Origin of the sequence: Oceanimonas pelagia, assembly GCF_030849025.1 — a bacterium.
GTDB classification, from domain to species: Bacteria; Pseudomonadota; Gammaproteobacteria; order Enterobacterales; family Aeromonadaceae; genus Oceanimonas; species Oceanimonas pelagia.
Genome location: NZ_CP118224.1, coordinates 2,075,411 through 2,094,171, shown reverse-complemented (window position 1 = coordinate 2,094,171; position 18,761 = coordinate 2,075,411). Strand labels below are relative to the sequence as shown.

The window sequence follows — 18,761 nt, the reverse complement described above, 5'->3', positions numbered from 1 at the left end:
ATCAGGTTCAGGAACGAGCCGTCGACACCAAAAGGGGCAGCCAGTGGCTGCCCCTTTTCTATAGCGCTTTTAACACACCGTCATACCGGGTTTGATCCGGTATTTGGCTCCAGAAAAGCACAGGCTCTGCCGGCTGTATCATTGGCATTACATGGCCGGCGGCTGAACATCCAGCTCGTCCACAAAGCGCTCCACCGTCAGCTCCGCCTGCTTGATTTCGTCAAACAGGGCAATATGGCAGACGGCGTCTCCCTCGTTCACCAGGGGCATGGTCAGGCTGCCGATCACAATGCCGCTGCGCGGGGCAATGACCTTGCATTGCTCGGCTCCCAGGGGGGCGCTGATGGTGCCCAGACAATCCCCCTTGCGAATGCGATCTCCCAGTCGCACATCCAGGTGCAGCAGGCCGTCGTGCTCGGCCCGTATCCAGGTGCTGCTGCGGGCAATGATGGGTGTGGCCACCGGTTTGGCGGTGGTGCTCTTGAGCATGCCCAGGCTGCGCATCACCCTGAGCACGCCGCGCACCCCGGCCTTGATCGGCAGGGCGTCAAAGCGCAGCGCCTCGCCGGCTTCATACAGGATCACCGGCACGCCCCGGGCCTCAGCCACCGCCCGCAGCGAGCCGTCACGAATGCTGGCATCCAGAATAATGGGGGCGCCAAAGCTTTCCGCCATTTGCCGGGTAACCGGGCAGTCGAGCTGGGCCCGGATCTGAGGCAGGTTGGACCTGTGAATGGCGCCGGTGTGCAGATCAATGATATGACTGCATTTGCTGACGATCTCATCCACAAAAAAATGGGCGACCCGGGCCCCCAGAGATCCTTTTTCCGAGCCGGGAAAGCAGCGGTTGAGATCGCGCCGGTCGGGCAGGTAACGGGATTTGTGAATAAAGCCGAACACGTTGACCACGGGCACCGCCACCAGGGTGCCTCTGAGCCGGGCCGGGTTGACCCTGGCTAGCACCTGGTTGACCACCTCAATGCCGTTGAGCTCATCGCCGTGAATGGCGGCACACAGCAGCAACACCGGCCCGGGTTGCTTGCCGTGCACCACTTCCACCGGCACCGTCAGCGGCGACTGGGTATAGAGCTGGGCCAGGGCCAGCTGCATGATCTGGCGCCGGCCCGGCGCCACATGCTGGCCGGCGAGTTCAAAGGTCGGGCTCATCAGCCACGCTCCCGGCTGCGGGTTTTACGATGGGCCTGCTTCTCAATGTGTTCAATAATCATGTCCGCCACGTCCTTGCCGGTGGCACTTTCAATGCCCTCCAGCCCGGGTGACGAGTTGACCTCCATCACCAGGGGGCCACGCTTTGAGCGCAGCAGATCCACCCCGGCCACCTGCAGGCCCATGGCTTTCGCCGAGGCGATGGCGGTCTTGCGCTCTTCGGGGGTAATGCGCACCAGGCGGGCTTCGCCACCCCGGTGCAGGTTGGAGCGAAACTCGCCTTCCTGGGCCTGGCGTTTCATGGCGGCAATGACCTTGTCGCCCAGCACGAAGCAGCGAATGTCGGCACCGCCGGCTTCCTCGATAAATTCCTGCACCATGATGTTGGCCTTGAGTCCCATAAAGGCTTCCAGCACGCTCTCTGCCGCCTTGCGGGTTTCCGCCAGCACCACGCCAATCCCTTGAGTGCCTTCCAGCAGTTTAATCACCAAAGGTGCGCCGCCCACCATGCGAATGAGATCGGGCACATCATCGGGCTTGTTGGCAAAGCCGGTGATCGGCATGCCCACGCCATGGCCCGACAGCACCTGCAGCGAGCGCAGCTTGTCTCTTGAGCGGCTGATGGCGGCGGAATGGTTAAGGGTGTAGCAGCCCATCATTTCAAACTGGCGGAGCACGGCGGTGCCGTAAAAGGTCACAGAGGCACCAATACGGGGAATGATGGCGTCAAAGTGTTCCAGATCCTGGCCTTTATAGTGAATGGAGGGCTTGTTGTCGTTGATGTTCATGTAACAACGCAGCGCATCTATGATGCTGACCTCGTGGCCCCGGGCTTCGGCGGCGGCCTGCAGCCGGCGAGTGGAATACAGGGACGGGTTGCGGGAAAGAATGGCAATTTTCATGAATGGAACGGTTCTCTTTGACTTTGAGTGCCCGAAGGCGGAATGCGGCCCACTATCTACGCGATTGCGGCCGCCGGCGCCAGCGAGAAAAAACGCGGCTGAGGCATAAAAATTTTGTGCCGGCGGGTCATGGCAGTCCCTCCTGCGGCGGTGGTTTTGCCTGCACTGCAACCATGCATCATACTGTAGACCTAATTTGTTGATATCCCAAACAATCAGCTTCCGGCCGTGCGCCGGGCAATCAACCAGGAGGAGCCATGTCTTCCGAAGCGAGCAAGGGTGTCATACGCCAACTCACACTGGGCGAGCAGTCCTATCATTATTATTCCCTCGAGCAGGCCACGGGTAACACCGCGCTGGCGCGGCTGCCCAAGTCCCTCAGGGTACTCACCGAAAACCTGCTGCGCCACGGTGCGGCTTCCGGTGATCTTCGTGCCATGCAGGACTGGCTGCAGCAGGGGCATAGCGATCGGGAAATTGCCTTTCGTCCGGTGCGGGTGCTGATGCAGGACTTTACCGGGGTGCCGGCGGTGGTGGATCTGGCCGCCATGCGCGAGGCGGTCAAGCGCCTGGGCGGCGAGGTGGAAAAGGTCAACCCGCAGTCGGCGGTGGATCTGGTGATCGATCACTCGGTGATGGTGGATGAGTTTGCGAGTGCAGGCGCCTTTACCGCCAACGTGGATCTGGAAATGGCCCGCAATGGCGAGCGCTATGCCTTTCTGCGCTGGGGTCAGCAGACCTTTGACAATTTTCGTGTGGTTCCGCCCGGCACCGGCATCTGTCATCAGGTCAACCTGGAATACCTGGGCCAGACGGTGTGGCAGCAACGCACAGAGCATGGCCTGCTGGCCTGCCCGGACACCCTGGTGGGCACCGACTCCCACACCACCATGATCAACGCCCTTGGGGTGCTGGGTTGGGGCGTGGGCGGCATTGAAGCAGAAGCCGCCATGCTGGGGCAGCCGGTGTCCATGCGCATTCCCGAGGTGGTGGGCTTCAAGCTCACCGGTGCTCTGCGTGAGGGCATGACCGCCACCGATCTGGTGCTGACCGTTACCGAAATGCTGCGCAACAAGGGCGTGGTGGGCAAGTTTGTGGAATTCTATGGCGACGGCCTGGCCAGCCTGCCGCTGGCCGACCGGGCCACCATTGCCAACATGGCCCCGGAATACGGCGCCACCTGCGGCTTTTTCCCGGTGGATGAAGAAACCCTGCGCTACCTGCGCCTGACCGGTCGAGCCGAGCAGCACATTGCGCTGGTGGAAGCCTACAGCAAGGCTCAGGGGCTGTGGCGCCACCCCGGCGACGAGCCGGTGTTTACCGACACGCTTGAACTCGACATGGGGGAGGTGGAAGCCTGCCTGGCCGGCCCCAGGCGCCCGCAGGACCGGGTGGAGCTGGGCCGGGTACCCCAGGCTTTTACGCTGGCGCAGGAACAGTCGGTCAGCCCCCGGGCCGAAAGCCGGCTGGAAGGCGAGGGCGGCCAGACCGCGGTGGGTTGCGAAAAGGTGCAGCAGGGTACGCCCTTTCACCTGGATGGCGCCACTCATCACCTGCACGATGGCGCCGTGGTGATTGCCGCCATCACCTCCTGCACCAACACCTCCAACCCCAGCGTACTGATGGCCGCCGGGCTGATGGCCAGGGCTGCGGTGGACAAGGGCCTGGCCCGGGCCCCCTGGGTGAAAAGCTCGCTGGCGCCGGGCTCCCGGGTGGTCACCGACTACCTCAAGGCGGCCGGCCTGATGCCGGCCCTGGAGCAACTGGGCTTTCACCTGGTGGGCTATGGCTGCACCACCTGCATCGGCAACTCGGGGCCGTTGCCCGAGCCCATTGAAGCGGCCATTCGCAAGGACGATGTCACCGTGGCCTCGGTGCTGTCGGGCAACCGCAACTTTGAAGGCCGTATTCACCCGCTGGTTAAAACCAACTGGCTGGCGTCGCCGCCGCTGGTGGTAGCCTATGCCCTGGCCGGTAACATGAAGGTGGATCTCACCAAGGATCCGCTGGGCACCGATAAAAACGGCAAACCGGTGTATCTCAAGGACATCTGGCCGTCACAGCAGCAGGTGGCCGAGGCGGTGGCCCGGGTGAAAACCGACATGTTCAGCAAGGAATACGCCGAGGTGTTTGACGGCGACGAACGCTGGCGCGCCATTGAGGTGACCGGCAGCGCCACCTTTGACTGGCAGGACGACTCTTCCTACATTCGCCATCCGCCCTTTTTCAGCGACATGGCGGCGAAGCCCGCGCCGGTGGCCGACATTGAGTCGGCCCGGGTGCTGGCGCTGCTGGGCGACTCGGTCACCACGGATCACATCTCGCCGGCGGGCAGCATCAAGGCCGACAGCCCGGCGGGCAAATACCTGCAGTCACTGGGCATCAAACGGGCCGACTTCAACTCCTATGGCTCCCGCCGGGGCAACCACGAGGTAATGATGCGCGGTACCTTCGCCAATATTCGCATTCGCAACCTGATGCTGGACGGCGTGGAAGGGGGAGAAACCCGTCATTATCCCAGTGGCGAGCAGCTGTCCATCTATGACGCCGCCATGCGCTATCAGGACGAAGGCGTGCCCCTGGTGGTGGTGGCCGGCAAGGAGTACGGCACCGGCTCAAGCCGGGACTGGGCCGCCAAGGGCACCCGGTTGCTGGGCGTGCGTGCCGTGCTGGCTCGCTCCTATGAGCGCATTCACCGCTCCAACCTGATTGGCATGGGGGTGCTACCGCTGGAGTTCACCGGCGACGACAGCATTGAACACCTGGGGCTGACCGGTGAGGAGCAGCTGTCGATCCGTGGCCTGAGCCAGCTTGAGCCCGGTTGTACGCTGACCGTGGCCATTACCGGTGTCGACGGCAAGCAGCGGGAGATTCAGGCTCTGTGCCGCATCGACACTCAGGACGAACTCACCTACTACCGTCACGGCGGCATACTGCACTATGTAATCCGCAATATGCTGTAGGCCCCACTTGAGTGGAGCGCTGTGCCCCATGCTTGCTGATTTGCCCGGCTGAGGCCGGGCAAATCAGGTTTCCAGTGTGGCCAGTATCACTTGCTCCGGACCAAAACAGGCAAATGCCCGCTCATTGCGGGCGGGCACCGGCTCGCTGACCGGGCGCAGGGCGCAGATCTCGCCCCCCTGATCCAGGGTGAGCAGCACTTCATTAAACTGCTCGCCGCTGATGACCTCACCAACGGTGCCGGGCAGGCGGTTGGGCGTTGGGACGCTGCGTTCAGTCTCAATGGTCACCCAGGGGGCCTTGACCAGCGCCAGCACTTCCTTGCCCGGCGCCAGCCCCAGCCGCTGGCAGCTGCGCTCGGTAATGTCCGCAACCAGCTGCGCTCCGCCGTTCAGGCGCAGGCCGACCTGATGGCGGAGATCCCGGCGACCCACCGACTGCACACAGGCAAAAAACTGGTTGCGGGCGCTGGTCTGCAGACCAAAGCGCGACACCACCGCCAGCAGGCTGTCGAGGGACGCGCTTTCGTCCTGCAGGGCATCCACCGCCATGCGTTCAATCTGCCCCAGCAGGCCATAGATTTTCAGCAGCCGTTCGCCATAACCGGTGAGGCGGGCACCGCCCCCTCCCTTGCCACCGGCTTCGCTGGTCACCAGAGGCTGGCCGGCCAGCTCGTTCATGTCCTTGACCGCATCCCAGGCCGACTTGTAGCTGATGCCCGCCGCTTGCGCGCCCCGGCTGATGGAGCCCTGCTCGCGAATGCACTCCAGCAGGCGCACCCGTCTGGGGGAGATAAACAGGCGCCCCCGTTGTTGCAGGCTCAGCAATATATCCAGCTCCATTCTGGTCCTCATGGTCGGTGACAACGCAGGGTTGCCATGATACGTCAATATCGTTGTATTTTTTATTATACAGCGATACATTGAATCGCTGTATATGAAACTATATAACCGTTAGGAAGGTGTCATGTTGGGTCGTACCGCTTTGCTGTTGTGTACGCTGGGGGCCGCCGTGCCCCTTCATGCCGATGAGATCAAAGTGGCGGTGGCCGCCAATTTTCTGGATGTCATCACCACGCTTGGCGAGCAGTTTGCACAGCAAACCGGCCACCGCGTGCTGATCTCTTCCGGCTCCACCGGCAAGCTCTATGCCCAGATCAAAAACGGCGCGCCCTTTGATGTGTTCTTTTCCGCCGACGATATCCGCCCCGCACTGCTGGAGCAGGAAGGCGTCATTGTGCCCGGCAGCCGCTTTACCTATGCCCTGGGCACCCTGGTGTTGTGGAGTCCCGATGACCAGCTGATTGATGACGAGCTCACGGCCCTCAAGCACGGCGATTTTCGTTTTCTGGCCATCGCCAACCCGGCCACTGCACCTTATGGCCGGGCCGCGCAGGAGGTGCTGACCGGCATGGGGCTGTGGAAAGACTTCAGCAAGCGCATGGTGCGGGGCGAAAACATCGGCCAGACCTATCAGTATGTCTACAGCCGCAATGCCGAGCTCGGCTTTGTGGCCAAGTCTCAGGTGTTCAGCCAGGGGGAATACGCCGGTGGCTCCTGGTGGGAGGTGCCTGCCGATCAATACGCCCCCATCGTGCAGCAGGCGGTGCAGTTGAGCGATACGCCCGCAACGACAGCGCTGCTGGATTATGTGCGCTCCGCCGAGGGACAGGCGGTGATCCGGGCTTACGGCTACGGCATCGAGCAGGCCAACTGAATGCTGGTGCCTCAGGACATGGCGGCGCTCGGCCTGACCCTGCGGCTGGCCGGGGTGACCGTGCTGGTGCTGCTGGTGCTGGGCACACCGCTGGCCTGGTGGCTGAGTCAGACCCAAAGCCGCATCAAGACCGCCGTCGAGGCGGTGGTGGCGCTGCCGCTGGTGCTGCCGCCCACGGTGCTGGGATTTTACCTGCTGCTGGCGCTGGGGCCCCACGGCATTATCGGTGGTCTGTCCCGGACCCTGGGGGGGGGCAGCCTGGCCTTTACCTTTACCGGCCTGGTGATCGGCTCGGCGTTTTATTCCCTGCCCTTTGTGGTGCAGCCGCTGCAGGGGGCCTTTGAGGCCATGGGCCGGCGTCCGCTGGAAGTGGCGGCCACCCTGGGGGCCTCGCCCCTGAACCGGTTCTTTACCGTGGCGGTGCCCCTGGCCCGGCGCGGTTTTCTTACCGCCATCGTGCTGGGCTTTGCCCATACCCTGGGAGAGTTCGGCGTGGTGCTGATGCTCGGCGGCAATATTCCCGGCGCCACTCAGGTGATTTCCATCGCCATTTACGATCACGTGGAAATGCTGCAATACGGCCAGGCCCATACCCTGTCGGCGTTGCTGCTGGTGCTGTCGTTCAGCATTCTGATGACGGTGTATGCCCTTAACCGCCGCTTCTCGGTGGTGCACCCATGATCAAAGCCCGGTTTCAGCTCTCACGCCCAGGGTTTTGCCTCGACGCCGCCTTTGAACAGCCGTCGAGCGGGGTGACCGCGTTGTTCGGCCCGTCCGGCTGTGGCAAAACCACCCTGCTGCGCTGCCTGGCCGGGCTGGAGCGGGCCGATGGCGAGCTGTGGCTGAACGGCGCAAACCTGCACCGGCTGCCGGTGCACCGGCGCCGCTTTGGTTATGTGTTTCAGGAGGCCAGCCTGTTCACTCATCTGTCGGTGCGTAACAACCTGCTTTATGGCTGGCGCCGCTTGCCCAAGGGGCAGAGCAGACCGGACTTTGATGAAATAGTCGGCTGGCTGGGGCTTGAACCTTTGCTGGAGCAGGGCACGGCCTCGCTTTCCGGCGGCCAGCGCCAGCGGGTGGCCATTGGCCGGGCTTTGCTCACGGCGCCCCGGTTGTTGCTGCTCGATGAACCCCTGTCGGCCCTGGACTCTCGGGCCAAACGGGAAATATTGCCCTGGATTGAAGGCCTGTCAGCGCGGGCCGGAGTTGCGGTGTTTTATGTCACCCACGCCCCGGACGAAGTGGAGCGGCTGGCGGACCGGGTGATCTTTATGGAGCAGGGCCGAACCACCCGCATGGAGACCTTGCAGCAGGCCATGGCCCGGCCCGACTCGCCGCTGTTTGTGGAGCTGGGGGCGGCCAGCATGCTGGAAGGGGAGCTGGGCACCGGGCTGGCCGACGGGCGCACGCCCTTTGTGTTTCACGGTCAGACCCTGTGGCTGGTGCATGCCCGCCGGCCCGGAGGCGAACGGGTCCGGGTGCGCATACAGGCCTCGGACGTGAGTCTGGCGCTGGCGCCGGTGGGCGGGGTATCGATCCTGAACCAGCTGCCGGTGCGGGTGCTTGCATTGCATGACATGGGTGAGGGCAGAGTGCTGGTGGATGGCGAGCTGAATGGCGGCCAGCGACTGCTGGCCGAGGTGTCCGCCTGGTCGGCGAACCAGCTGAAATTACATCAGGGCATGCACTGTTATGCCCTGATCAAGGCGGTGGCGCTGGTGAACTGAGTTCGCCGGCCTCAGCCGCCTTTGCGCACCACACCGTCGGGGGTGCCGATCAGCAGCACGTCGGCGCCGCGTTCGGCAAACAGGCCGTTGGTGACCACGCCCACAATGGCGTTGATGCGGGTTTCCAGCACTTTGGGCTCGGTAATGCTGAGGCCATGCACATCCAGAATGTGGTTGCCGTTGTCGGTGATCACGCCTTCCCGGTATACGGGTGTGCCACCGAGTCTGGCCAGCTCCCGGGCCACGTATTCCCGGGCCATGGGGATCACTTCCACCGGCAGCGGGAAGGCGCCCAGCACGTCCACGGTTTTGCTGCCGTCGACGATGCACACGAACTTGTCGGCCACGGCGGCGACGATTTTTTCCCGGGTCAGGGCCGCGCCGCCGCCCTTGATCATGGCCATGGAGCCGTCGATTTCATCGGCGCCATCCACATAGACGCTGAGCTCGCTGATGTCGTTGAGATCAAACACCGGAATGCCCAGTGCTGCCAGGCGCTCGGTGGAGGCCTCGGAGCTGGATACCGCGCCCTTGATCTGATCCCGGACGGAGCCGAGGGCGTCGATAAAGTGATTGACGGTGGAGCCGGTGCCCACACCAACAATGCTGCCCGGGGTCACGAACTCCAGCGCCGCCCAGCCGGCGGCCTTTTTCATTTCGTCTTGTGTCATGGCTGTGCTGTTCTCCTGCAAAAGTGCCGCGCATTATAGCAAAGCCGGCTCTGGTTGCATGGGGCTTTTACCAGCGCCAGTGCCGGGCCGGGGTGAGCAGCTCGGGCAGGGGCACGTCCCAGTGGTCGGTGGGGATTTCCGGCAGCTGCTGGCAGTCGTGGGCCAGGCCGACCGGGCGCGGGCCCAGCCCCTGATGCCAGCCGGCCAGGGTGCGGTCGTAAAAGCCGCCGCCCATGCCTATGCGGTTGCCGGTGGCGTCAAAGGCCACCAGCGGGGTGTAAATTACCTCCAGCTCATTTTTGGGCAGCAGCAGGCGAATGTCGAGGCGGGGCTCGGGAATGCCGAAGCGGTTGGCAATCAGGCGCGCGTCGGGGTCGTAGCGCAAAAACATCAGGTGGCCCGGGCTGAAATGGTGCAGCACCGGCAGATACACCTGGGCCCCACGAGACCAGTACCAGTCGATCAGCGGGTGGGGGTCGAGCTCGCCGTCATTGGCCAGGTACAGGGCCACTTTTTGCGCCCGGGCCAGATGAGGGGTGCCGGCCACCCGTTCGGTAATGGCGTGGGCGGCGGCCTGTTGCTCGGCGTGGGTCAACCGGCGGCGGGCGGCTCTGATTTGCTGGCGGATGATATGGCGTTCGGTCATGGTTCATTCCGTTGAAGACAAGAATGAGCCGAGCTTATGCCCAACGCCGGGTTGAAGGCAAAGGGTCAGCGATGCCAGGGGCTGTTTTTGAGACGAAGATACAGCTCTTCCACCTGAGTGCGGGCCCAGGGAGTACGGCGCAGAAACTTCAGGCTGGACTTGATGCTGGGATCGTTTTTGAAGCAGTTGATATTGACCCGGCGGGCCAGCTCGTCCCAGCCGTATATTGTCACCAGCTCGGTGAGCAGGGCTTCAAGGGTGATGCCGTGCAGGGGATTATTGGGTTGCTGCTGGGTCATGAGAGTGCCCGAAGAAGGAATGGGTCCCCGGAGTGCCGTTGCGAGTGTTAGTCCTTGAACCCGTCGGTTCAAGGCGGAAGCCCGGTACCCGCCGCAGGCGTCTCGGTCTGGGCCGAGCATGCTCAATAGCGAACAACGCGGGATTCCTGTGCTGTTGATATCGGCTCAGGGACGCCACCCACTGACGAACACCCCAGGGAAAAACAAATTGTGCGGACTCAGCCTACCTTGCTGGCAAGTGCGTCTTCAATGGTATGCTGAAGCATCTTGATGCGCTTGTCCATGGCGTCAGCATATTGATGATTCTTGTCCTTTTCAAGCTCAAGCTCGTGACAGACGTTCAGCGCCAGCATAATGGCGATTTGTTCGTTGGTTGCGGACTTGCCGCTTTCCTTGAACTTGCGGATTCGCTCGTTGAGCATATCGGCTGCCCGGTGCAGAGCATCTTCCTGCCCGGCAGGACAGGCCACCTTGTAAGGGCGCCCGAGAATAACAATGTCGATTGCCGCTCTGGTCATGTGGTCCTCAGGTGGCTTGCAATGAGCAATATAAAGTCTCGGGAATATATAGTGGGCCATCAGAACTTTCAAGGGGTTGCTGGTCTGCATCAAGGGACGGTGCTAGGATCTGCGGTAATTTTGAATAGTATCAGCCGAGTAAATGATGAACGAGAAAGCCCGCCTCAACTTTGATGCCTTTACCACCCTGCTGGAGCAGCACAACCTGGTGGTAACCGCCGCCGAAGTGCACGGGGTGATTTGCGGCCTGATCTGCGGCGGCATGGCCCGGGACGATGCCCGCTGGCAGCAGCATTTCAACGAGCTGCTCAACGACGGTTTCGGTCTGCCCGCCGAGCTGAAAAAGGCGGTTAATCTGCTGTTTAACCGGGTTTACGATGATCTGATGGAGCAGACCCGCTTTGAGCTGTTGCTGCCCGACGACGAAGAGCCCCTCGACGATCGGCTCGACGCCATGATGGAGTGGGCCGGGGCCTTTCTCGCCGGCTTTGGCGTGGTGCAGCAGGAGCTGAACAAGGCCTCGCCCGAATTGCAGGAAATGATCCAGGACATCAGCAGCATTACCCAGGTGTCCGGTGAGTTCGAGCAGGAAGATGAAGAAAGTGAAGCCGCCTTTGTGGTGCTTTACGAACACCTCAAGCTCGGTGCCACCATGGCCTTTGAGGAATTCGGCAAGGGCCGCCCGGCCCCGGCGCAACCCACCCTGCACTGATCGTCCGGCAACAAGGGCTCCGTCATGACCCATTACGATCTGGTTATCAATGGTGCCGGCATGGCCGGCGCCGTTCTGGCCCTGGGCCTGGCCGGGCTGCGCCGGCCCGATGGCGGCCGGCTCAACATAGCGCTGATTGAAGCCGCCAGCCCCGGGCCGGATCTGCACCCGGGCTTTGATGCCCGCAGCATTGCCCTGGCCTGGCACAGCCAGACCCTGCTGCAGCAACTCGACATCTGGCCGGCGCTGGCGCCTCTGGCCACCCCCATCACCCATATTCAGGTATCCGATCAGGGTCATTTTGGTCGGGTGGAAATGAGCGCGGAGGAATACGGCGTACCGGCGCTGGGGCAGGTGATTGAACTGCACCCCACGGGGCGTGAACTGCACCGCCGGCTGGCGGCCTGCGAGCACATTACCCTGTATTGTCCCGACCGTATTATCCGTTTCGAACAGCAATTGCAGCAGGTCAATGTGGAGCTGGCGTCCGGTGCCGCTTTCAGTGCCGGCCTGCTGGTGGCCGCCGACGGCAACCGCTCGCTGATTGGCGAGCGGCTGGGCATGCCCCGCCGCCGGCTGGACTATGGCCAGAGCGCCATTATTGCCAACATTGCCACCGCCGAGCCCCATCGGGGCCGGGCCTTTGAGCGCTTTACCCCGGAAGGCCCGCTGGCGCTGCTGCCCATGAGCGAGGGCCGCAGCTCGCTGGTATGGTGCGTCAGTCCCGGGCGGGCAGAAGCGCTGATGGCGATGAGCGAAGCCGCCTTTCTGGCCGCCCTGCAACGGCAGTTCGGTTACCGGCTGGGCAAACTGGAGCGTACCGGCGAGCGCCATTGTTATCCGCTGGTGCTGGACGAGGCGCTCCGGCCCTGGCAGCACCGTGTGGTGTTGCTGGGTAACGCCGCCCATCTGCTGCATCCCATTGCCGGCCAGGGCTTTAACCTGGGGCTGCGGGATGTGGCCACCCTCACCGAGCACCTGGCGCGGGCCCTGACTGCCGGGCAGGATCTCGGCAGTCACGCCGTGCTCAGCGGCTACGGCCGCGCGCGGCTGCCCGATCAGGCCGGCATGGTGGGGCTCACCACGGCGCTGGCGCTGCTGTTTTCCAACGATCACCCGGTGCTTGCCGCCGGGCGCAACCTGGGGCTCTCGGCCATGGCGGCCTGCTCCCCGTTAAAGAGTCAACTGGCCTGGCGGGCCATGGGCAAGAGGTAAGCTGATGCAAGCGGCAGATATCATTATTATTGGCGGTGGCATGGTGGGGCTGAGCCTGGCGCTGGCGCTGGCCCCCAGCGGCATGAAGGTGGCGGTGGTGGAAGGGCAGGAGCCGGACCCGCACTTTGGCGCGGTGGCCGACAACCGGGTCAGTGCCATCAACCTGGCCTCGCAAACCCTGCTGGAAAACCTGGGGGCCTGGCCCGGCCACAGCGACCGCCTTGGCCCTTATACCGAGATGGAAGTGTGGGAGGCCGCAAGCCGTGCCCGCATCGGTTTTTCCGCCGAACTGATGCATCAGCCTCATCTGGGCCATATTGTCGAAAACCGGCTGCTGCAATATCACCTGCTGGAGCGGGCGCGGCTCAGCCCGCACATCAGCCTGCACCTGCCGGCCCGGGCTGCCACCGTCTCTGCCAGCGACGCCGGTGCCTTTGTGCTGCTGGACAACGGTACCCCCATTACCGGCCGGCTGCTGGTCGGCGCCGACGGCGCCCGCTCCTGGCTGCGTAGCCAGATGCAACCGGGCATGCTCGAATGGGATTACGATCACCACGCGCTGGTGGCCACCCTTGAAACCGACGAGCCCCACGGCCGGTGTGCCCGGCAGATCTTTCATGGCAACGACATTATCGCCTTTCTGCCGCTGGCGAATCCTCACCAGTGCTCGCTGGTGTGGTCCTGCGCCCCGGAGCGGGCCGAAGCTCTGTTGGCGTTATCCGAAGTTGAGTTCAACAAGCAACTGGCCACCGCCTTCGATCTGCGTCTGGGCCTGTGCCGGGTGCTGGGGCCGCGTGCGGCCATTCCCCTCAGGGCCCGCTACAGCCAGCAGTTCTGCGGTCCGCGCTGGGCGCTGATCGGCGATGCCGCCCATACCATACATCCGCTGGCGGGGCAGGGGGTGAATCTGGGCCTGCAGGATGCGGCGGCCCTGGCCGACACCCTGCTGGCCCGCCATGCCGCGGGCCAGGACATCGGCAAGCTGGCCGGGCTGCGCGGTTTTGAACGCTGGCGCAAGGCCGAAGCCGCCACCATGCTGGCGGGCATGGAAGGATTGAAACGACTGTTTGGCATCGAATTAGGGCCATTCAGGGCATTGCGTGCCCTGGGCCTTGGCCTGACCGACAGGCTGACGCCGCTCAAGCGACGGCTGGCGGCCCATGCCCTGGGCGTGGGCGGGCTGCAACCGACGCTTTCCCGCAGGCATGAAAATACTTGAGAAAAACTAATCCGACCCCGGCTGGTAATTAGTTTTTCTAAGCCTGGTTAAGACGGGTGCACAAGCGCAAAATTTGCGCTTGTGCTTGTTTAGGGGCCTATTTATATAAAATATTTTAATTAAATGTTAAATTTTGGTGTTTTTAACCAGTTTTGTTGCATTCTTCACGTTAAAGCGGCTGTGTTGTTGCCGGTTGCATTTTGTTCACCCATTTTAACTGATTAGTTTTTTTTGGCTTCCTTGCCATGTTATCCCGGGTTTGCTTGAGTATAATCAGTTTGCCATACCGGATTATCGCTCGCTGGCCGGGCTCGGAATATAAGGAAGCGTCATGACTCAGCAAACAGTTTTGCATCCGCAGCACCTGGAAGCCGGTGCCAAAATGGTGGATTTTCACGGTTGGGAAATGCCCATCAACTACGGCTCCCAGCTTGAAGAGCACCATGCCGTCCGCCAGGACGCCGGCATGTTCGACGTCTCCCACATGACCATCGTCGATGTGAAGGGGATCGGTGCCAAAGCCTTTCTGCAGCGCCTGCTGGCCAATGACATCGGCCGCCTTACCCAGCCCGGCAAGGCCGTTTACAGCGGTATGCTCAACGAGCAGGGCGGGGTGATTGACGATCTCATTACCTATTACTTCGCCGACGACGACTACCGCATGATCGTCAACTCGGCCACCCGCGACAAGGATCTGGCCTGGATGGCGAAGCAGGCCGACGGCTTTGAGGTGACCCTCACCGAGCGGCCGGAACTGGCCATGATCGCGGTGCAGGGCCCCAACGCCAAAGCCAAAGCCGCCACCGTGTTTACTCCCGAGCAAAACGCCGCGGTGGAAGGCATGAAGCCCTTCTTTGGCGTGCAGTCCGGCGACCTCTTCATTGCCACCACCGGTTACACCGGGGAAGACGGCTACGAAATCGTGGTGCCCGCCGAGCAGGCCGGCGCCCTGTGGAATGCCCTGAAGGAAGCCGGCGTACGTCCCTGTGGCCTGGGTGCCCGCGACACCCTGCGCCTGGAAGCGGGCATGAATCTTTACGGCCAGGACATGGACGAAACCGTGTCGCCCCTGGCCGCCAACATGGCCTGGACCATTGCCTGGGAGCCGGCCGATCGTGACTTTATTGGCCGTGCCGCGCTGGAAAGCCAGCGCGAAGCCGGCGACCAGCCCAAACTGGTGGGACTGGTGATGAAGGAGAAAGGTGTGCTGCGCGCCGGTACCGCGGTGCGCTTTACCGATGCCGATGGCAACGAGCAGCAGGGTGTGATCACATCCGGCACCTTCTCGCCTACACTGGGTTTCAGCATTGCGCTGGCGCGGGTACCGCGCACCATTGGCGACAATGCGGAAGTGGAACTGCGCAAAAAATGGATGCCGGTGTCCGTGGTAAAACCGACGTTTGTACGTTTCGGCAAAGCGGTCGCCGAGTTTTAAGAACCAAGAGGAACAACTGATGAGCAATATCCCCAGTGAACTGAAGTATGCCCGCTCACACGAATGGGTACGGGTTGAAGAAAACGGTGAAGCGGTGATCGGCATTACCGAACATGCGCAGGATCTGTTGGGTGATATGGTATTTGTTGAGCTGCCCGAAGTGGGTCGCACCGTGGACGCCAGCGAAGATTGCGCCGTGGCCGAGTCCGTGAAGGCAGCGTCCGACATCTACGCCCCGGTCAGCGGTGAAATCATTGCCGTGAACGAGGCGCTGGAAGACAGCCCCGAGCTGGTGAACTCCGACCCCTACGGTGACGGCTGGCTGTTCCGCATCAAGCTGGCCGACGAGTCCGATCTGGACGAGCTGCTGGACGCCGAAGGCTACGAAAACAGCATCGACGAAGATTAAGTTCGCCAAAGCCCCCGTTATGGGGGCTTTGTTGATGCTGCCGTTCACAGCGGGCAGCCGCGGCTGCTGACATGCCATTTCAATGTCAGACTCTTGCCGGCCAGTACCCCCCGAAAACGCCGGTCGTCTGTCTACCCTCGGGCTCTGGCCCGAAGAAGGAAGTAAGGAAAAATGACCCAGTCTTTGTTTGAACTTGAGCAGAATAACGCCTTCATCGGCCGTCATATTGGTCCTTCCGAGCAGGAAGTGGCCGACATGCTGGCGGTGGTGGGCGCCGACAGCCTGGACGATCTCATCAGGCAGACCGTGCCGGCGAGCATTCTCAACGACCAGCCTCTTGGCATTGGCGCCCCGCGCACCGAGCAGGAAGCCCTGAGCTACCTGAAGTCGCTGGCCCGCCAGAACAAGGTGTTCAAGAGCTATATCGGCATGGGCTATCACGATACCCATGTGCCCCTGGTGATCCAGCGCAACGTGCTGGAAAACCCGGGCTGGTATACCGCCTATACCCCGTATCAGCCCGAGATCGCCCAGGGCCGCCTTGAAGCCCTGCTCAACTTCCAGCAAATGACCCAGGATCTGACCGGGCTGCCTCTGGCCAGCGCTTCGCTGCTGGACGAAGCCACCGCCGCCGCCGAGGCCATGGCCCTGGCCCGCCGGGTGAGCAAGAACAAGAAGGCCAACATCTTCTTTATTGCCGACGACGTGCACCCCCAGACCATCGACGTGGTGCGTGAGCGCGCCGAGCATTATGGTTTCGACATCAAGGTCGCTCCCGCCGAGGCGGTGGTGGAGCACGACGTTTTTGGCGCCCTGTTCCAGTATCCGTCCACCACCGGCCAAATCCGTGACCTCAAGGAGCTGATCGCCCGCGTGCAAGGTGGCAAGGGCATTGCCTGTGTGGCCGCCGACATTCTCTCTCTGGTGCTGCTCAAGGCCCCGGGCGAGCTGGGAGCCGATGTGGTACTGGGCAATGCCCAGCGCTTTGGGGTGCCCATGGGTTACGGTGGCCCCCACGCTGCCTTCTTCGCCACCCGCGACGAGCACAAGCGCTCGCTGCCGGGCCGCATTATCGGTGTGTCCAGGGACACCCGCGGCAAGCCGGCCCTGCGCATGGCCATGCAGACCCGCGAGCAGCACATTCGCCGCGAAAAGGCCAACTCCAACATCTGTACCGCCCAGGTGCTGCTGGCCAACATGTCCAGCTTTTACGCCGTGTATCACGGCCCGGAAGGTCTGAAGCGCATTGCCGAGCGGGTGCACCGCCTGACCGATATTCTGGCCTTGGGCCTGCAGAGCAAGGGTGCTCAGCTCAGGCACGACACCTGGTTCGACACCCTGACCGTTGAGACCGCCGACAAGGACGCCATTGTGGCCCGTGCCCTGGCCTGCGGTGTGAACCTGCGCACCGACCTCGACGGCGCCCTGGGTGTGTCCCTGTCCGAGACCACCACCCGGAGTGACGTGGCCGAGCTGTTCGATATTTTCCTGGGTGAGGGCCATGGCCTGACAGTGGAAGATCTGGATGCCAAGGCCGCCGCCGGTACCGGCTCCATTCCCGCCGCGCTGCAGCGCGACAACGCCATTCTCAGCCACGAAGTATTCAACAGCTATCACTCGGAAACCGAGATGCTGCGTTACATTCACAAGCTGGAAATGAAGGATCTGGCACTGAACTACGGCATGATTTCGCTGGGCTCCTGCACCATGAAGCTGAACGCCACCGCCGAAATGGTGCCGGTCAGCTGGCCCGAATTTGCGCAAATTCACCCCTTTGCGCCGCTGGATCAGACCCAGGGCTACCAGAAAATGATTGGCGAGCTTGAAGACTGGCTGGTGAAAATCACCGGTTACGACGCCATCTGCATTCAGCCCAACTCCGGTGCCCAGGGTGAGTACGCCGGCCTGCTGGCCATCAAGAAATACCATGAGTCCCGGGGCGAGGGGCACCGCGACATTTGCCTCATTCCGAGCTCCGCCCACGGCACCAACCCGGCCTCGGCCCAGATGGCCAACATGAAGGTGGTGGTGGTGGCCTGTGACAAGCAGGGCAACATCGACATGGTCGACCTCAAGGCCAAGGCCGAGGAGGCGGGTGAGAATCTGTCCTGCATCATGGCGACCTATCCGTCTACCCATGGCGTGTATGAAGAGAACATTCGCGAAGTGTGCGAAATCGTGCACGGCTTTGGCGGCCAGGTATACATGGACGGCGCCAACATGAACGCCCAGGTGGGCATTACCTCACCGGGCTTTATCGGCTCCGACGTGTCGCACCTCAACCTGCACAAGACCTTCGCCATTCCTCACGGTGGCGGCGGTCCGGGCATGGGCCCCATCGGCGTCAAGGCGCACTTGGCGCCCTTCGTGGCCGGCCATGCGGTGGTGAAAACCGACAAGGAAAGCCGCAACAACGGCGCCGTGTCGGCCGCCCCCTTTGGCTCCGCCAGCATTCTGCCGATCAGCTGGATGTACATCGCCATGCTGGGCGACGAAGGCCTGAAGCGCTCCACTCAGCTGGCCATTCTCAACGCCAACTACCTGATGCGCAGCCTGGCCGAGGATTACCCTATCCTCTACACCGGCCGCAACGACCGCGTGGCCCACGAGTGCATCGTGGACATTCGTCCGCTCAAAGAAACCAGCGGCATCAGTGAAATGGACGTGGCCAAGCGCCTGAACGACTTTGGCTTCCATGCCCCGACCATGAGCTTCCCGGTGGCGGGCACCCTGATGATCGAGCCCACCGAGTCCGAGTCCAAGGCCGAGATCGACCGTTTCATTCACGCCATGAAGCAGATCCGCGCCGAAATGCGCAAGGTGGAAAGCGGCGAGTGGACCCTGGAAGACAACCCCCTGGTGCACGCCCCGCACACCCAGGACGACATCATGGATGCCGAATGGAACCGTGCTTACAGCCGCGAGCTGGCGGTGTTCCCGTCCGAGGACGTGCGCCGCAGCAAGTTCTGGCCCACGGTTAACCGCATCGACGACGTGTACGGTGACCGCAACCTGTTCTGCAGCTGCCTGCCCACCGACGCCTACGGCGAGTGATTCCTGCCGTAGCCTGGTGGAATAGCAAAAGCCCCGCTGGAAAGCGGGGCTTTTTTGTATTTGGCAGGGCTTGTGGTCAGAGGGGGAGTATTTATCAGCCAGCCAACGTC

General features: G+C 62.5%; 17 protein-coding genes and 1 other RNA gene. 10 read left to right on the top strand and 8 right to left on the bottom strand.

Annotated features, from left to right (window positions below; translation table 11 throughout):
• Window positions 1-147: 147 nt before the first annotated feature.
• Together PU634_RS09940 and rimK are read right to left on the bottom strand one after the other, a co-directional pair.
• On the bottom strand, window positions 148-1,167 hold the full coding sequence (locus PU634_RS09940) for a succinylglutamate desuccinylase/aspartoacylase family protein (protein ID WP_306760642.1): 1,020 nt from the start codon (window positions 1,165-1,167) through the stop codon (window positions 148-150).
• A complete protein-coding gene (rimK, locus tag PU634_RS09935; RefSeq protein ID WP_306760641.1) occupies window positions 1,167-2,069 on the bottom strand; it encodes a 30S ribosomal protein S6--L-glutamate ligase in 903 nt (300 codons plus the stop codon). The genes PU634_RS09940 and rimK overlap by 1 nt, the downstream gene beginning before the upstream one ends.
• A gap of 257 nt (window positions 2,070-2,326) precedes the next feature.
• On the opposite strand from rimK, the gene acnA reads away from it, so the two are divergent.
• Window positions 2,327-5,032, top strand: a complete 2,706-nt coding sequence (gene acnA, locus PU634_RS09930; protein WP_306760640.1) for an aconitate hydratase AcnA — start codon at window positions 2,327-2,329, stop codon at window positions 5,030-5,032.
• A gap of 63 nt (window positions 5,033-5,095) precedes the next feature.
• Here the strand turns inward: acnA and PU634_RS09925 are convergent, their stop codons facing one another.
• Window positions 5,096-5,872, bottom strand: coding sequence for a TOBE domain-containing protein (locus PU634_RS09925; protein ID WP_306760639.1), 777 nt, complete (start codon window positions 5,870-5,872; stop codon window positions 5,096-5,098).
• 124 nt (window positions 5,873-5,996) lie between these two features.
• On the opposite strand from PU634_RS09925, the gene modA reads away from it, so the two are divergent.
• The 3 genes from modA to modC are packed head-to-tail and all read left to right on the top strand — an operon-like array spanning window position 5,997 to window position 8,473.
• Entirely contained in the window at window positions 5,997-6,746 is a 750-nt protein-coding gene (gene modA / locus PU634_RS09920; RefSeq protein ID WP_306760638.1) for a molybdate ABC transporter substrate-binding protein, read from the top strand.
• Entirely contained in the window at window positions 6,747-7,427 is a 681-nt protein-coding gene (gene modB / locus PU634_RS09915) for a molybdate ABC transporter permease subunit (protein WP_306760637.1), read from the top strand. It abuts the gene before it with no gap.
• Entirely contained in the window at window positions 7,424-8,473 is a 1,050-nt protein-coding gene (gene modC / locus PU634_RS09910) for a molybdenum ABC transporter ATP-binding protein (protein ID WP_306760636.1), read from the top strand. Before modB ends, modC begins: the two co-directional genes overlap by 4 nt.
• Window positions 8,474-8,484: 11 nt before the next feature.
• Here the strand turns inward: modC and rpiA are convergent, their stop codons facing one another.
• From rpiA to zapA, 5 genes are all read right to left on the bottom strand, one after another.
• Complete coding sequence (gene rpiA / locus PU634_RS09905) at window positions 8,485-9,144, bottom strand: ribose-5-phosphate isomerase RpiA (protein ID WP_306760635.1); 660 nt, start codon at window positions 9,142-9,144, stop codon at window positions 8,485-8,487.
• Between the two features lie 67 nt (window positions 9,145-9,211).
• Window positions 9,212-9,790, bottom strand: coding sequence for a 5-formyltetrahydrofolate cyclo-ligase (locus PU634_RS09900; protein WP_306760634.1), 579 nt, complete (start codon window positions 9,788-9,790; stop codon window positions 9,212-9,214).
• Window positions 9,791-9,855: 65 nt separating this feature from the next.
• Window positions 9,856-10,089 (bottom strand): VF530 family protein, encoded by a 234-nt coding sequence (locus tag PU634_RS09895; RefSeq protein WP_306760633.1) that lies wholly within the window; start codon window positions 10,087-10,089, stop codon window positions 9,856-9,858.
• 20 nt (window positions 10,090-10,109) lie between these two features.
• Window positions 10,110-10,292: non-coding RNA, 6S RNA (gene ssrS / locus PU634_RS09890), on the bottom strand.
• A 15-nt stretch (window positions 10,293-10,307) separates the two neighbouring features.
• A complete protein-coding gene (gene zapA / locus PU634_RS09885; RefSeq protein WP_306760632.1) occupies window positions 10,308-10,607 on the bottom strand; it encodes a cell division protein ZapA in 300 nt (99 codons plus the stop codon).
• 145 nt (window positions 10,608-10,752) lie between these two features.
• Between zapA and PU634_RS09880 the strand changes: the two genes are divergently transcribed.
• From PU634_RS09880 to gcvP, 6 genes are all read left to right on the top strand, one after another.
• Entirely contained in the window at window positions 10,753-11,319 is a 567-nt protein-coding gene (locus tag PU634_RS09880) for a UPF0149 family protein (RefSeq protein WP_306760631.1), read from the top strand.
• Between the two features lie 24 nt (window positions 11,320-11,343).
• Window positions 11,344-12,534, top strand: a complete 1,191-nt coding sequence (gene ubiH, locus PU634_RS09875) for a 2-octaprenyl-6-methoxyphenyl hydroxylase (RefSeq protein WP_306760630.1) — start codon at window positions 11,344-11,346, stop codon at window positions 12,532-12,534.
• Window positions 12,535-12,538: 4 nt separating this feature from the next.
• Entirely contained in the window at window positions 12,539-13,753 is a 1,215-nt protein-coding gene (locus PU634_RS09870; protein WP_306760629.1) for an FAD-dependent oxidoreductase, read from the top strand.
• 331 nt (window positions 13,754-14,084) lie between these two features.
• Window positions 14,085-15,188: a glycine cleavage system aminomethyltransferase GcvT gene (gcvT, locus tag PU634_RS09865; RefSeq protein ID WP_306760628.1), complete on the top strand. Its 1,104-nt coding sequence runs from the start codon at window positions 14,085-14,087 to the stop codon at window positions 15,186-15,188.
• 19 nt (window positions 15,189-15,207) lie between these two features.
• On the top strand, window positions 15,208-15,597 hold the full coding sequence (gene gcvH / locus PU634_RS09860) for a glycine cleavage system protein GcvH (protein ID WP_306760627.1): 390 nt from the start codon (window positions 15,208-15,210) through the stop codon (window positions 15,595-15,597).
• A gap of 171 nt (window positions 15,598-15,768) precedes the next feature.
• On the top strand, window positions 15,769-18,651 hold the full coding sequence (gene gcvP / locus PU634_RS09855) for an aminomethyl-transferring glycine dehydrogenase (RefSeq protein WP_306760626.1): 2,883 nt from the start codon (window positions 15,769-15,771) through the stop codon (window positions 18,649-18,651).
• The last annotated feature ends 110 nt before the right edge of the window (window positions 18,652-18,761 follow it).

Coding starts and splice junctions, on each gene's coding strand:
- PU634_RS09940 (WP_306760642.1), bottom strand. CDS start 1,167: ATGAGCCCGACCTTTGAACTCGCCGGCCAGCATGTGGCGCCGGGCCGG.
- rimK (WP_306760641.1), bottom strand. CDS start 2,069: ATGAAAATTGCCATTCTTTCCCGCAACCCGTCCCTGTATTCCACTCGC.
- acnA (WP_306760640.1), top strand. CDS start 2,327: ATGTCTTCCGAAGCGAGCAAGGGTGTCATACGCCAACTCACACTGGGC.
- PU634_RS09925 (WP_306760639.1), bottom strand. CDS start 5,872: ATGGAGCTGGATATATTGCTGAGCCTGCAACAACGGGGGCGCCTGTTT.
- modA (WP_306760638.1), top strand. CDS start 5,997: ATGTTGGGTCGTACCGCTTTGCTGTTGTGTACGCTGGGGGCCGCCGTG.
- modB (WP_306760637.1), top strand. CDS start 6,747: ATGCTGGTGCCTCAGGACATGGCGGCGCTCGGCCTGACCCTGCGGCTG.
- modC (WP_306760636.1), top strand. CDS start 7,424: ATGATCAAAGCCCGGTTTCAGCTCTCACGCCCAGGGTTTTGCCTCGAC.
- rpiA (WP_306760635.1), bottom strand. CDS start 9,144: ATGACACAAGACGAAATGAAAAAGGCCGCCGGCTGGGCGGCGCTGGAG.
- PU634_RS09900 (WP_306760634.1), bottom strand. CDS start 9,790: ATGACCGAACGCCATATCATCCGCCAGCAAATCAGAGCCGCCCGCCGC.
- PU634_RS09895 (WP_306760633.1), bottom strand. CDS start 10,089: ATGACCCAGCAGCAACCCAATAATCCCCTGCACGGCATCACCCTTGAA.
- zapA (WP_306760632.1), bottom strand. CDS start 10,607: ATGACCAGAGCGGCAATCGACATTGTTATTCTCGGGCGCCCTTACAAG.
- PU634_RS09880 (WP_306760631.1), top strand. CDS start 10,753: ATGAACGAGAAAGCCCGCCTCAACTTTGATGCCTTTACCACCCTGCTG.
- ubiH (WP_306760630.1), top strand. CDS start 11,344: ATGACCCATTACGATCTGGTTATCAATGGTGCCGGCATGGCCGGCGCC.
- PU634_RS09870 (WP_306760629.1), top strand. CDS start 12,539: ATGCAAGCGGCAGATATCATTATTATTGGCGGTGGCATGGTGGGGCTG.
- gcvT (WP_306760628.1), top strand. CDS start 14,085: ATGACTCAGCAAACAGTTTTGCATCCGCAGCACCTGGAAGCCGGTGCC.
- gcvH (WP_306760627.1), top strand. CDS start 15,208: ATGAGCAATATCCCCAGTGAACTGAAGTATGCCCGCTCACACGAATGG.
- gcvP (WP_306760626.1), top strand. CDS start 15,769: ATGACCCAGTCTTTGTTTGAACTTGAGCAGAATAACGCCTTCATCGGC.